This is a genomic window from Streptomyces sp. Tu 3180 (assembly GCF_009852415.1).
In the GTDB taxonomy this organism is placed as follows: domain Bacteria; phylum Actinomycetota; class Actinomycetes; order Streptomycetales; family Streptomycetaceae; genus Streptomyces.
The window spans coordinates 34,093-46,446 of the sequence record NZ_WOXS01000002.1 but is presented as its reverse complement, the minus strand read 5'-3'; the positions used below and the strand labels follow the sequence as shown (position 1 = coordinate 46,446).

Genomic DNA, 12,354 nt, shown 5'->3' with positions numbered 1-12,354 from the left:
GTGCGGCGTGAGAGCCTCCAGCTATGAGCTACGACTTGGCTGTCTGGGAAGGTGAGCGGCCGGCGGATGACAGGGCCGCCGGGCGGGTCTGGAGGGGCCTGTAGGAGCGCTGTCTCGACAGTGACGACAGTGAGGCTGAGGAGCCTCCGTCCGAACGCATCGCTGCCTACGTTGCCGCGCTTCTTGAGCGGTGGTGCGACATCACGGAGGATGAGGCAGCGTCCTCACCCTGGTCGAGCGGTCCTCTGATCCGCAATGCAAGTGGCCCGGTCATCTACTTCGGGATGAGCTGGAGCATGGCCGAGGAAGCGTCGGCCTACGCGGCAGACCTGGCGAACTCAATGGGGCTGGCCTGTTTCGATGTGCAGCAGAACGGGCTCAGGCCTTGAGCGGGGCGCCCAGTCGGCGGTAGGTGATGAGGGCTGCGGCTATGCCGACGAAGGCGAGGAAGTGTTCGGCCTTGCGTTCGTAGCGGCGGTGCAGGCGGCGGCATCCGGCCAGCCAGGACACTGTCCGTCCGACGACCCAGCGGTGTCGGCCGAGCCGGGTGGACGACTCGATTCCCTTGCGGGCGATCCGGTGGCGGATGCGACGCTCGCGAAGCCATTTCCGCAGGTGGTCGTAGTCGTATCCCTTGTCGGCCTGGAGCTTGGCCGGACGTCGACGGCGGGGTCCGCGGCGGGAGCGGTGGGGGGAGAGGGGAGCGGTGGCGGCCGGGCTGGGCAGGCTGGTCTCGGTGTAGGCGATGCGCTGGCGCAGGCTGAGCCCGAGGTCGTCCACGCTCAGGTAGACGGCATTGTCCCGGATCTGGGTGATGCGCCCCGGCCGGCCGAGCTGCTCACCACGCCGGCCTCCGGGCAGTGGTCGGAGGAACGCTCCTCGACCAAGACCTTCACCGACCCCCGGCTCTGCGCAGCCATCGTCGACCGGCTCACCCCCAACGGCACGGTCATCGAAACCGGCACCGACTCCTAATTCCTTGCTAACGGGCCGGGAAAGCCAGGGTGCTGCCCCAGTCCGCTCGAATGCTTGAACAGCCATTTGGCACGCGGTTGCGGCACTCGTAGAGGAGGTGGCGTCTTCGAGACCCCACGACGGACAACACCACGGGCCTGATCCCTCGTTGGTGTTGGTGGCGCGAGCCCGCCGCATGGTGACCTCTCGTCAAGCCCGAGCCGTCTGAGCTCCGGCAATAGACCGAGGCCCGTGGGGCGCGCTGGTGCCACGAACGGCTAGTGAGGTGGCGGACCGGCCCGCTGGTTGAGTCCTGGGATTAGGTCGCTGCGTGGCCCGCATGTGCTCGTGACCAGCGCAAACACTGGAACATCCGAGGGGGGACATCTTGATTTACTGCGGAATCGACTGGGCAGAACGGACCCACGACGTCGCCCTGGTCGACGGCACCGGCACGCTGGTGGCCAAGCGCCATATCACCGACGATGCGGCCGGCTACCGGCTGCTGCTGGAACTGCTCGCCGAGCACGGCGGCACCGAGGAAAACCCGATCCCTGTGGCGATCGAGACCTCCCGAGGGCTATTGGCAGCTGTGCTGCGGACCGGCAAGCGGAAGGTGTTCGCGAGCAATCCGATGGCCGCGGCCCGCTACCGAGACCGGCATTCGGTTTCGCGCAAGAGGAGCGACCCTGGCGACGCCCTGGTCTTGGCGAACATCCTTCGCACCGACATGCACGCCCACCGAGCACTGCCCAATGACTCCGATCTCGGCCGGGCCATCGCTGTCCTCGCTCGCGCCCAGCAGGACGCCTTGTGGAACCGGCAGCAGATCGCAAACCAGCTCCGCTCCTTATTGCGGGAGTACTATCCGGCCGCCTTGGAGGCCGTCGCCAAGCGGGAGAGCGGTCTGTGCCGTCCCGAGGCGCGCGAGCTGTTGAAGGCGGCCCCGACGCCTTCCCGGGCCGCGCGGCTGACTCGCACGCAGCTGCAGGCCGTCCTGAAGAGGGCGGGCCGCAAGCGCGGCATCGAGGCGGAGGCCAACCGAATGCGTGACGTCCTTCGCGACGAGTGGGTCCACCAGGCACCGCAGATCGAGGACGCGCCGGGCATGCAGATGTTCGCCCTTCTCGTCCAACTAGAGGCGGCCTGCACCGCCACCGACGACCTTGCCAAGGCGGTGGAAGAGACATTTCCTCAGCACCCGGACGCGGAGGTTCTGCTGAGCTTCCCCGGGCTCGGCGTTCAGCTCGCCGCCCGGCTCTTGGCCGGGATCGGGGACGACCGCAGCCGCTTCGCCGACGCCCGTGGGCTGAAGGCCTATGCGGGCTCCTCACCCATCACGAGGGCCTCTGGCAAGAAGTCGGCCATCACGCGGCGGTGGGTGAAGAACGACCGGCTCAACCACACCGGTTACCTCTGGGCCTTCGCATCACTGCGGGCGTCTGCGGGTGCCAACACCCACTACCGGCGACGACGCGAGCACGGCGACTGGCATGCCGCGGCCCAGCGCAACCTCTTCAACCGCATGCTCGGACAGCTTTACTACTGCCTTCAGCGACGCCGGCGCTATGACGAGAGCCTGGCCTTCCCGACCTTGCTCGAAGCCACAGTTTCAGCCGCCGCATAGATCACCGCTGGCCGGGTCCCAGTCAGGGATGACCAGCCCACGGGCACGCAACTGCGGCAGGCAGACCTTCAAGCAGGCTTCCACCGAAGCGGCATCAGTACGCACGAGCAGGTCTTCGTGGAGGGGGAGACCGTTCGCGACGAAGGTCCATGGCCTCACTCCGTCACGCATGCGTTCCGCATCCGCTTTGAACAGCACCGTGACGCCCTGCTCGGCCAGCGCCTCCATGACACGCACCACGTCGACCAACGTTCCACCCCGCCTGTTCGACGAACAGGCGAACCACGCTACACGGCTTCTGCGGTCCCCGACTTGACGGCATGGCAACGTGAGGTGCCTACCGCCTTGCCCAGTCCCGAGCCAGAGCCGAACAGGCAGCCGTGGCCTGAGCCGGCGTTCACACGCCGGGGTGACTCACGCTGCGGCCGCTGCTCCTTGCAGGGCGGCCGCCGCGCCATCGGTGATCGGATCACCGTGCCCGAAGAGCACGGTCTCGACGTCCAGCTCGGCGAGGCGATGCAGGGACTCGACGGCCCGGGGACGGTCGGTGTTGAAGACACCCAGCATGGTCCGGCCGACGTTGGCGACCGCATCACCGGTGAACAGCACCCTCGGCCCGGGCAAGTGCAGGGCGATCGACCCGTCCGTGTGACCTGGCACCGCGACCACCACCGCACCGCCACCGAACGCCAGCACGTCCCCGTCCTCCACCTCCCGGTCCACCCGGCACGGGGGAGCAGGGGGAAGCGGCGGAAGCGCCGCCCGGATCGGCACCTCAAAATCCTCCAGTACCGGCGGCGCCCCGGCCACGTTTCCCCGGATCACCGGCGCCTCCAGCCGATGCGCCACCACCTCCGCCCCGTGCCGGGCAGCCAGTTCGGCGGCTGAGCCCGTGTGGTCCTCGTGCCAGTGCGTCAGCACGATCCGCCGCAGTTCGCCGTCCACCACCCCCTCGATCTGCGCGGCACGGTCCGCCGTCCCGGTGTCGATCAAAGTCAGCCCGTCGTCGTCCCGCCACAGATAAGCCGCCCCCACCGGGAAGCGGAGCATGAACAGCCTCGGCAGTACCTCGATCACATCCATGCCCCCAGCCTGCGCGATCACCCTGACAGCCATACGGCCGTTCGCTGACGGCTCACAACGGTCAAGCCCGCCGACAGGCACCCTGCAGCCGACCGCGGTACAGCCTCCCGCCGACCCTGCGGCGTTGCCGGGACTCACCGACATCTCTGCGACCGAGCACCCCCAGACGTTCCCGCAACGCACCGTCACGCGTTGCCGCTTCCCCTCGACACAATCACTGGCTGCGTCCGCCGGGGCGGTGCGTCAGATCACGGCGAGCCGGTCCACCAGCAGCTTCACCCTGCGCTCGGTGTCCTCCGGCGGGAGCCGTCGTGCCCGGGTCAGGGTGGCCAGTCCGTGCAGGGCCGCCCAGAACACCTCGGTGAACAGTCCCGGGTGGACGCCGTCCCCGGCGACCTCCGCAAGGCTTTCCAGCAGGGCGGCGAAGGCGTCCTTCAGCGGTTCGGGGGTGTCCTCCCTCGCGAACGCCAGACCGCCGTCGAGCTGGAACATGGCGTCGTAGACCGCCGGGTTGCGTTCGGCGAAGTCGAGGTAGGCGCGGGCAAGGGCGATGACCCGGGCGCGCGGGCTGTCCGCGGCGCGGGCCGCGGTCCTCAGCATCACGGCCATCTCGGCGGCGCCTTCGAGAGCGACGGCGCCGATGATCTCGCGCTTGCCGCGGAAGTGGCTGTAGAGGACGGGCTGGCTGTATTCGATGCGTTCGGCGAGCCGGCGGGTGGTGACCGCGTCCCAGCCCTGCTGCTCGGCGAGCTCGCGGGCTGTCGCCACGATGAGGCGTTCGCGCTCCGCCCGTTCGCGTTGCTTGCGTTCCTGTACCGACATGGCCCGATCCTAGCATCGCTAGACAACAGAGCACTGACAGGTCTAGCGTTGCTTTATCGGCTAGCAATGCTAGATCCCAGGAGGGGCATCATGTTCGACGCACTCGAGGTGTTCACCACCGTGGTCGTCGGTGTGATGGTGGGGGTGGAGTTCTCCGTCGCCTTCGTCATCAACCCGATCCTCAACGCACTCCCCGATGACAGTGGCCAACTCGGCCGTGCCCACGGGGGCCGGATGCTCGGCGCCGTGATGCCGGTCTGGTACATCACCTCACTCGTCCTCGTCGCGGTCTGGGCCGTCGCCGGATGGCACCACCACGGCACCGGCCTCGTCGTCACCGCCGGCGCGCTGCTGATTCTCAGCGTGATCATGTCGCTTCTGCTGCTCGTCCCGATCAACAACCGGGGCAAGACGTGGACCCCCGAGAACCGGCCCGAGGACTGGAAGGAGCAGATGAACCGCTGGGACCGCTTCCACTACGTCCGCGTCGCCGTCATCATGGTCGCCTTCGCCCTGCTGGTCGCCGCCCTCGCCTGAGCCCGCGGGCCGACACCGCGCTGGTGGCGCCCGAGTCCCACGCCCTGGCGGCAGCGGGTCACCGAAATCCCGACAGCCGGGAATCCTGCCGCCGCTGAGAGCCCCCACCTGGCAATCCCGACAAGCCGCGCCCCTCGATGGCCCGCGCGGCTCTCGGCTCTGGTTCGCTTGCACGGCGCCCGGCGAAGGGCGGTCGGCGGGTACGCGCCGGCCCGGAAAACCCCGGTGTCGCCGACCGGAACGGTGGCCGCCGGCCGCGGCGCGTCCGATGCTGCCTTCCCCGGCTCCCACCCTCCGGGGAAGGCGCGAACGGTATTCACGAAGGGAGTCATGGATGCGTGCTCGGACGTGTGGCAGACATGACGGCGAAGATCGACACCGAGACCAGGGCCCGGCTCGCCGCCATCGCGGCCGCCCGGGGCACGAGTGTCCGGGCCCTGCTGGCGGACCCGGCCGTCCAGGAGGAGAACCAGCTGCGCCTGGCCGACGCCACCGCGGCGTTCCGCGCGGCCATCGCGCGGCCCGGCACCGCCGAAGCCTTCGACCGTGAATTCGGCGGCCTGCCCTCGGGCGTCGACAGCGCGCGCCGAGTGGCCTGATCTTGGACCTGCACATCGACGTCCGGTGGCTCCTGGACCGGCAAGAGGAACCGCTCGGCGAGGAACTCGCCGTGCGGGACTACTCGGGACTCGTCGCCGCCGTCGCCCGGCACCGCGTGAACACTCCGAGCATCGAGGCCGTGCGCAGCCGCGCTCACCGACGGCGGCCGGGCACGCGCTCGAGCGGGTCGACGGCCTCCCTGACCTGTCGCAGCGAAGGTTGAGCGATTCTCATCGAAGTTTGAGCGATGTCGCGTCGGATCCTGAGCGCCCTACTTGATGTCGCTCGACTGCTCGGGGGAGTGGGAGCGTCGATGGGCTGCGACTCGTTCGCGGGTCGCGCATCGGCGGGAGCAGTAGCGGCGTTCCGGGCCGCTGCCCTGGGTGATGAAGACGTTACGGCAGCTGGGTGATGTGCAGATCCTGCCGGGCGGGCGTTGGCGGTCCCAGACGAGGACGGTCAGGGCCATGCAGGACGAGGCGAGGAGCCACTCGTCCCAGGGGGCGTTGTCGTCGTGGTCGAGGTGGGGATGCCAAGGGGCGTTGCCGCCGTGCGAGGTCAGGCGGAGCGCTCCGGTGTGGTCCTGCAGAAGGCGGTTGAGAGTGGCTGCGGCATCGTCGGCGTGCTCGGCGGCGAAGACTTGCCGCAGCAGGGCCGCGGCTGCGCGCATCCCGGCGACATCGCGGGCGGTGAGGTCGATGGGGTCGGTCTCGCCGTACTCGCGGAGCACGTCGGCGACTCCGGCAGGGTCGGGGCGGTCCTCGGCGAGAGCGTTGATCAGGGCAGCGGTCCGTCGAGCCGTGGTCAGCACGGAGTGCCGGGTGGACCAGTCGTCGCTGTTGGAGAGCACCCGTGGAATGTAACGCATCTTGCTGAGTTTTGGGTTACCTCCGTAACGTCTCGCTGATGAAAAGGCGTTACTCACTCCGTTTGTATCTCGCCGGAGCAGTGGCAGCTCGTGCCGGGGACGAGATGTCGGGACCGGCGCTGATGCTGGCAGCGTTTGCCCTGACCGGATCGACCGTCGAAGCGTCGTCGCTGCTTGCGGGCATCACGATTTCTGCCGCGGTCGGGGGACCGGTACTCGGGGCGCTCCTCGACAGAGCAGGGCGGCCGGGGCTCCTGCTGGCCGTGACCCTCGTGCTGTACGCGGCGGGGCTGGGGATGATTCTCGTGGGGCTCGGCCGGTTGCCGTTCGCCGTCACCATCGTGATCGCCGTGGTGGCAGGGCTGCTGGGGCCTGCTCTGTCGGGCGGCTGGACGGCTCAACTGCCTCGTGTGGTGCTTGGCGACCACCTGCCCCGGGCGAACGCGCTCGATGCCATGACGTTCAGCGTGGCGAGTCTGGCCGGTCCGGCTCTCGCCGGCGGTGTGGCGGAGGCGTTGGGAGCCCCGTCGGCCGTGGTGGTCTCCGTGGTGCTCATCGCCTTGGCGCTGCCCGCCGCATGGATGCTGCCCGCCCGTCCCTCTCGGGCGCGGGGCGCTCAGACGACCTCGGTGATTCGCGACCTTGCTGCCGGAATGCGGGTCATCGTCGGAAGACCGTCTTTGGCCCGGGCGACCCTTACCTCAGTCGTCTCCTGTGTCGCCCAGGGCCTGCTGACGGCGTGCATCCCGCTCTTGGGTGAACGTGTTCTGGGCGGAGCCGGCCGTGGCGCGGTGTTGCTCTCCTGCGCGGCTGTCTCCGCCCTGGCGGCCAACGCCGTACTCGCCCGGTTTCCGCGTGCAGTCGCCCCCGACACGATCATCTGGGCCAGTGCCCTTGTCCAGGCTGCCGCGCTGGCCCTGGCCACGGTGGAGTCACCCGTGGTGCTTGTCGTGGCGGTACTCGTGGTGGGGATCGGTGAAGGACCCCAGCTGGCCGCCTTGTTCGCCATCCGCCACCGGGAGGCCCCAGACCACTTACGAGGCCAGATCTTCACTACTGGCGCCAGTTTGAAAATCACCGGATTCGCCCTGGGGGCAGCGGTTGCCGGGCCCGTCGTGAGCTGGTCTCTTCCAAGTGCCTTGGCCCTCGCGGCGAGTGTGGCGGTCTTCGCGGCGGCGGTCTTCGCGGCGGTGGCCTTCTTCACGATCCCGTCGGCAACCTTCAGCTCGTCTGAGGACCAGGTTCGTTGAGTTCGGTTGTGCCGTCCTCTTCCGACCGCCGGGCGGCGAAGTAGTAGGTCGCGCTCTTCTGCGGCAGGTCGTGCGGGAGATAGGTCCACTGGCAGCCGGTCCGCCCCTGGTGGAGGATCGCGTTCACGATCTCCCGCATGTCGTAGGCGCCCTGGTGGCCGCTGACCGAGCGGTGCCGGTCCTTCCACGCGGTGATCACCGGCTCGATCGACGACCACTGCTCGTCCGATAAGTCGCTCGGGTACGGCTTGCGTCCACTCACCCGGTCACAGCCCAGATCAACAAGCGCGGACCGGCAGATTCTGCCCCGCAGCCACACCGTCAGGCGACAGCAGACCCACTCAAAGAGTCATGAACTCCGCTAAGAGCGTGATTCATCCAAGCCGGGCGTCCCGAGACGGTTGAAGCCGGCGAGGCGCGGCGAGACGACGAAGGGGAAGGATTCGCCATCGGGGGTCTTGAGGGCCGCCACGATGTCATGGTCCGGTGCGCCGAATATCTCGAAGTGCTGCACGGTGCAGTGCTCCATCACCTCCCGGATGTACGGATCCGAGAGCCGCCAGTGGGCGCGGATGGCATCGGAGTCGCGGTAGAGCTGGAAGCTGTGCGCCAGCATCCGCTCCTCGTCGATGAAGACCTCGACCATGAGCTGAGGGCCGTGCTCTTGAGCGAATGCCACCGCCTGCGCGATGGCGCGCCGGAAACCGTCGAGGTGACCGTCCGTGATGCGCATGGTATTGCGGAAGAGAATGGTGCTGCTCTTTGTGATCTCCATGCGCCGAGTGTTGCGCCTCAACCAAGGTTGAGGTCAAGGGTGCGGCCCAGCCGGGGAACCGGCGACACCGAGGCTGCTGATGAAGCCCTGGCGGGCCGCCTCGCGCTCTTCTCCGGCGCGGAGGACCGAACAGCACCTCCCACCCGAACCCAGCGACGAGCCGGACATTGCCTTACGAACCGCCCTCTGAGAAGTCCTAACGAAATGATCTTCGAGGTGATTGCATCACTCCAGGACCGACGATTTGGGGGTGCGGGGTGGCACGGCCGAAGCCGTGGGAAGTCGACGACGAACTGTGGGCGGTGATCGAGCCGCTGCTGCCCAGGATCGAGCGTCGGACCCGGCATCCAGGAGGCGAGCGGCATCCGGACCGACCGGTGTTCCAGGGCATCCTGTTCGTACCGCATACCGGAATTACCTGGGAACATCTGCCGCAGGAACTCGGCTTCGGCTCGGGCATGACATGCTGGCGCCGCCTGGCCGAGTGGGCTGAGGCCGGAGTGCGGCCCCGGCTGCACAAGGCTCTCCTCGCCGAACTGCGCGGCGCGAACGCCCTGGACTTCTCCCGCGCGGCGGTCCACGGCTCCCGCATCCGGGCGTTGAAGGGGGAGCCAAAACCGGACGAAGCCCCGTCGACCGGGGCGGGACGGGCAGTAAGCATCGTCTGATCACTGACGCCACCGGCACCCCGCTCGCTGCCGCCTTGACCGGTGGCAACCGCAACGACGCCACCCAGCTGATCCCGCTCCTCCAGGCCGTGCCGCCGGTGCGGGGCAAGCGTGGCCGGCCCCGGCGCCGCCCGGACGTGATCCTCGCTGACCGCGGCCACGACAAGTACCGCCGTCTGGTCCGGGCCCTCGACGCGAAGCCGCTGATCGCCCGCCGCGGCACCGAACACGGCTCCGGACTCGGCACCCGACGCTGGGTCGTCGAGCGCGCTTTCGCTCACCTGCACTGGTTTCGCCGCCTGCGGATCCGCGGGGAGGTACGCGACGACATCCACGAAGCCTTCCCCACCCTCGGATGCGCTCCCATCTGCTGGAGACGACTGGTGTCACTGCACGCGCAGCAGAGACTTGCGGCTTCCCGCCAACGCTCTCGCACGGCCGGCAGCTGAAACCCGCTTGCGCAGTCGCCCGGCGAGCCGATACCCACCACCCGAGAGACAAGGAGGACACGATGACCGCCCTCGGTTCGCTGAACGAGTTCTGCTGGATGGACCTGAAAGTCCGCGAACCGTCCGGCACCGCCGCCTTCTTGTCGGAGGCACTGGGCTGGTGTCTTGCGGTGGATGAGGAGGACCGGCGCCAGGCCACCAAGACAACCATCGGCGGGTACCAGATCGGCAGTGTCAGCGACCTTGCGAACCCGATCTACCCGCCGGACACACCCGCCCACGTCGCCTACCACCTGGCCGTTGACGACGTCGACTGCCGCACCGAAGCCGCGACGGCAAACGGCGCGCGCCTTGTCGTGGCTCCCTTTGACGCGGGCGATCAGGGCCGTACGGCGACGCTGATCGACCCGGTGGGCGCTGCCTTCTCCCTGTGGCAACCTCATGGGTTCACCGGGTGGAAGTTCCCGCCTCGCTTCGTAGGCGCCCCACACCACATGGTCCTGGCTTGCGGCCAACCGGACCAGGCCCGGGACTTCTACCACCAGTTGACAGGTACTCCTCTGACGGCCGCCGCATTCATCGCGGCGCGCGAACCCATCGCTGTCCCGCGTGGGAACTCTCCGTCGGGGTCGATGATCTGGGTGGTGTCATCTCCCGCGTGCAGATCGGCGGCGGTGGCCGGAGTCCCACTACCTGGATCCGAGAGACCGACCACTCCGTTCTGAGACTGCACAGCCCGGAAGGGCTGTCATTCCGAGTTCACTCTCTGAGGCAATGACGCCAGTACGACTCGCGGTGCCGTCACTCCACCTTGAGTCGGAGGCACCTCATTTCGTCAGCGGTTCCAAACGCCGTCCCGTAAGGGGTGGAGGACGGGACTTGACGTCCTCGACTGAGGTGGGGTTCGTCCAGCGAGGGCTAGGTTGTGCAGCCGGGCCACGCCGAGGATGGCGTGGTGGACGCCGTCGCCGCGTAGTCGGCAGCCGCGGAGGATCTTGTAGGTCTTCATCCTGGAGAAGGCGTGCTCAACACGGGCTCTCACTCGGCGGTGGAGGGTGTTGTCGGCCTGCTGCGCGGGGGTGAGTGGCCGGTCTTTGCGTGGCCAGTGCGGGATGGGAGCAGGAGTACCGCGATAGCCGCCGTCGCCGGGAACGGGTGCGTTCTTCACGGCCCCTTCCACGTCCGATTCGCGGTGGGCGCGGGCGTCGTGGCGGTTGCCGGGCAAGGGGCGTCCGGACGCCACGACCAGCCGGGTATGGGCGTCGATGACGACCTGGTGGTTGGTGGAGTAGTGGCAGTTCTTGCTGGAGGCGGCCGCGCTGCGGTCGCGGGTGGGAACCGGGGTGCCGTCCACGATCAGCACCGTGCCAGCGGATGGCGGCGCCGCACCGGGGCCAGGGCCGGAAGCGGAGCGATGTGGTCGATGCCCCGGTCCGCGGCCGGCTTCGAGATCCCGAACAGAGGCCCGAGCTGCCGCATCGTGAGGTTCGTCCGCCAGTACGCGGCCACCAGCAGTACGCGGCTCTCCCGGGGCAGAGCCCATGGCCGGCCACCGGTGGGCTTGCCGCCACCCCGGCGCCGCACGACCCCGACAAGCTTGCGGAACCGGCGACCGTTAGGTGACTGCGGCGCAGCGCAGGTGCGCCGGGATAGCGCGGCGGGCCGTGCGGGCCGGGCCGGCGGCTGGCCGACCGGGACCGCCGCGTCGACGGCGCCGTCAGGCCCCCTTGCGCACGACCGCGGTGATCTCCGTGCCGAGTTCTTCCGTCATGGGGCCCGGGTCCTCCGTCAGACCGAGGGCCTGGGCGAGCGGGCGGCCGTGCAGGTCCACGACGGACTCGACCAGATCGGCGTAGACGGAGACACAGACCCGGCCGCGCCGCCAGCCCACGGCGCACACCACCGCTCCGGCGACCGCGGCCGGCCACCAGACGGCTCCCAGCAGCAGATACAGCAGCCCCCACCCGGCGAGGCCCGCGGCGGCGTCGAAGGCGGTCGCGGCCAGCCGCACCTCGGCCCGCGTCTCCTCCGGCACGGTCAGCCACAGCCGCGGCCACGCCGTGCCCAAGTCCAGCCCGTATGCCGCGTACACCCGTGCGTCGGTCGCCGCCAGCCGGTCCCCGATCCACAGCGGCCGCGTCGGTTCGGCCAGACAGATGCGGTTGCGCCTGTCGGCGAGACGGTCCAACTCGGCTGCGTCGCCCGCAGGGTCATACGGCCGGCCCGAGTCAGTTTGGCGCGCCGGGTCCACTGGGGGCGCCGGATCACCCGAGTCTCCCGGACCAGCACGGCCCCCCGAGCCCACCCCTGCCTCCCATATCCGGCGGGCGACCGTCTCGCTGTGGTCCGCGTACGCCTGCTGCGCGGCCTCCCAGCGGTGGCTCCGGCGGGCGATCAGGGACGGACCGGGCGGTATCCGGCCCTCGGCGAGCCAGAACAGGCGTACCGCCCGTCCGGCGGCGGTCGCGGCCAGACCCGCGGCCGTGGCCAACAGCAGGAGCAGGGCGGCGGCCATGACGACCGTCAGGGTGCCCTCCCGCGCCAAGTCGGCCGCGGCGCGTCGGCCCGCGTCCGCGAGTGTGCCGACGTCCGCCCAGCCGGTGTGTCCGAGCACCCGCCCGGCCGCCGCGGCGGCGATGAACAGCAGACCGGGAAGGGTCAGCAGGGAGACCCACTTCTCGGCCGCCCGGCGGCCCAGTTCGGCGAGGACGACGTCCATCG

At 69.2% G+C, this 12,354-nt stretch carries 12 protein-coding genes and 6 pseudogenes; 9 read left to right on the top strand and 9 right to left on the bottom strand.

Features of this window, described 5'->3' with window-relative positions; all coding sequences use genetic code 11:
• Positions 1 to 23: 23 nt before the first annotated feature.
• A pseudogene (locus tag GL259_RS38240) lies at positions 24 to 389 on the top strand (hypothetical protein).
• Here the strand turns inward: GL259_RS38240 and GL259_RS01330 are convergent.
• Positions 379 to 681, bottom strand: a pseudogene (locus tag GL259_RS01330) (transposase); the annotation flags it as partial. The pseudogenes GL259_RS38240 and GL259_RS01330 sit on opposite strands and share 11 nt — an antisense overlap.
• Before the next feature lie 201 nt (positions 682 to 882).
• On the opposite strand from GL259_RS01330, the pseudogene GL259_RS38235 reads away from it, so the two are divergent.
• Together GL259_RS38235 and GL259_RS01325 are read left to right on the top strand one after the other, a co-directional pair.
• Positions 883 to 975 (top strand): annotated as a pseudogene (locus GL259_RS38235) (AAA family ATPase); the annotation flags it as partial.
• Between the two features lie 364 nt (positions 976 to 1,339).
• Positions 1,340 to 2,581: an IS110 family transposase gene (locus tag GL259_RS01325; protein ID WP_208026586.1), complete on the top strand. Its 1,242-nt coding sequence runs from the start codon at positions 1,340 to 1,342 to the stop codon at positions 2,579 to 2,581.
• Here GL259_RS01325 and GL259_RS01320 read toward each other — a convergent pair.
• The 3 genes from GL259_RS01320 to GL259_RS01310 all read right to left on the bottom strand — a co-directional run bounded on the left by GL259_RS01320 (position 2,567) and on the right by GL259_RS01310 (position 4,486).
• Entirely contained in the window at positions 2,567 to 2,821 is a 255-nt protein-coding gene (locus GL259_RS01320) for a hypothetical protein (RefSeq protein WP_243762523.1), read from the bottom strand. The genes GL259_RS01325 and GL259_RS01320 overlap by 15 nt on opposite strands.
• A gap of 174 nt (positions 2,822 to 2,995) precedes the next feature.
• Positions 2,996 to 3,664, bottom strand: coding sequence for an MBL fold metallo-hydrolase (locus GL259_RS01315; RefSeq protein WP_159528486.1), 669 nt, complete (start codon positions 3,662 to 3,664; stop codon positions 2,996 to 2,998).
• Positions 3,665 to 3,907: 243 nt separating this feature from the next.
• Positions 3,908 to 4,486: a TetR/AcrR family transcriptional regulator gene (locus GL259_RS01310; RefSeq protein ID WP_159528484.1), complete on the bottom strand. Its 579-nt coding sequence runs from the start codon at positions 4,484 to 4,486 to the stop codon at positions 3,908 to 3,910.
• A 90-nt stretch (positions 4,487 to 4,576) separates the two neighbouring features.
• Here GL259_RS01310 and GL259_RS01305 point away from each other — a divergent pair, with 90 nt between their 5' ends.
• The 3 genes and pseudogenes from GL259_RS01305 to GL259_RS01295 form a co-directional block, all read left to right on the top strand.
• Positions 4,577 to 5,023 carry a DUF1772 domain-containing protein gene (locus GL259_RS01305; protein WP_159528482.1) on the top strand — a complete coding sequence of 149 codons (447 nt, stop codon included), beginning with the start codon at positions 4,577 to 4,579 and terminating at the stop codon, positions 5,021 to 5,023.
• Positions 5,024 to 5,361: 338 nt separating this feature from the next.
• A complete protein-coding gene (locus GL259_RS01300) occupies positions 5,362 to 5,622 on the top strand; it encodes an antitoxin MazE7 (protein ID WP_243762177.1) in 261 nt (86 codons plus the stop codon).
• A gap of 2 nt (positions 5,623 to 5,624) precedes the next feature.
• A pseudogene (locus GL259_RS01295) lies at positions 5,625 to 5,759 on the top strand (toxin Doc); the annotation flags it as partial.
• A gap of 135 nt (positions 5,760 to 5,894) precedes the next feature.
• On the opposite strand, the gene GL259_RS01290 reads toward GL259_RS01295, so the two are convergent.
• A complete protein-coding gene (locus GL259_RS01290) occupies positions 5,895 to 6,491 on the bottom strand; it encodes a CGNR zinc finger domain-containing protein (protein WP_159528480.1) in 597 nt (198 codons plus the stop codon).
• Between the two features lie 38 nt (positions 6,492 to 6,529).
• Between GL259_RS01290 and GL259_RS01285 the strand changes: the two genes are divergently transcribed.
• Positions 6,530 to 7,741 (top strand): MFS transporter, encoded by a 1,212-nt coding sequence (locus tag GL259_RS01285; protein ID WP_159528478.1) that lies wholly within the window; start codon positions 6,530 to 6,532, stop codon positions 7,739 to 7,741.
• A gap of 40 nt (positions 7,742 to 7,781) precedes the next feature.
• On the opposite strand, the pseudogene GL259_RS01280 reads toward GL259_RS01285, so the two are convergent.
• Positions 7,782 to 7,940: pseudogene (locus tag GL259_RS01280) on the bottom strand (transposase); the annotation flags it as partial.
• 162 nt (positions 7,941 to 8,102) lie between these two features.
• Complete coding sequence (locus GL259_RS01275) at positions 8,103 to 8,516, bottom strand: hypothetical protein (RefSeq protein WP_159528476.1); 414 nt, start codon at positions 8,514 to 8,516, stop codon at positions 8,103 to 8,105.
• A gap of 257 nt (positions 8,517 to 8,773) precedes the next feature.
• On the opposite strand from GL259_RS01275, the gene GL259_RS01270 reads away from it, so the two are divergent.
• Together GL259_RS01270 and GL259_RS01265 are read left to right on the top strand one after the other, a co-directional pair.
• Positions 8,774 to 9,633 (top strand): IS5 family transposase gene (locus GL259_RS01270; protein WP_159528474.1). Its coding sequence is split into 2 segments (ribosomal slippage): positions 8,774 to 9,119 and positions 9,119 to 9,633, totalling 861 coding nucleotides; the frame shifts between segments, so codons are not numbered across the junction.
• Between the two features lie 62 nt (positions 9,634 to 9,695).
• Entirely contained in the window at positions 9,696 to 10,358 is a 663-nt protein-coding gene (locus GL259_RS01265) for a VOC family protein (protein ID WP_243762176.1), read from the top strand.
• Positions 10,359 to 10,540: 182 nt separating this feature from the next.
• On the opposite strand, the pseudogene GL259_RS01260 reads toward GL259_RS01265, so the two are convergent.
• Positions 10,541 to 11,265: pseudogene (locus GL259_RS01260) on the bottom strand (transposase); the annotation flags it as partial.
• Between the two features lie 85 nt (positions 11,266 to 11,350).
• The gene (locus GL259_RS01255; RefSeq protein WP_159528472.1) at positions 11,351 to 12,352 is read right to left on the bottom strand and encodes a hypothetical protein; all 1,002 of its coding nucleotides are present in this window, start codon (positions 12,350 to 12,352) and stop codon (positions 11,351 to 11,353) included.
• Positions 12,353 to 12,354 lie beyond the last annotated feature (2 nt).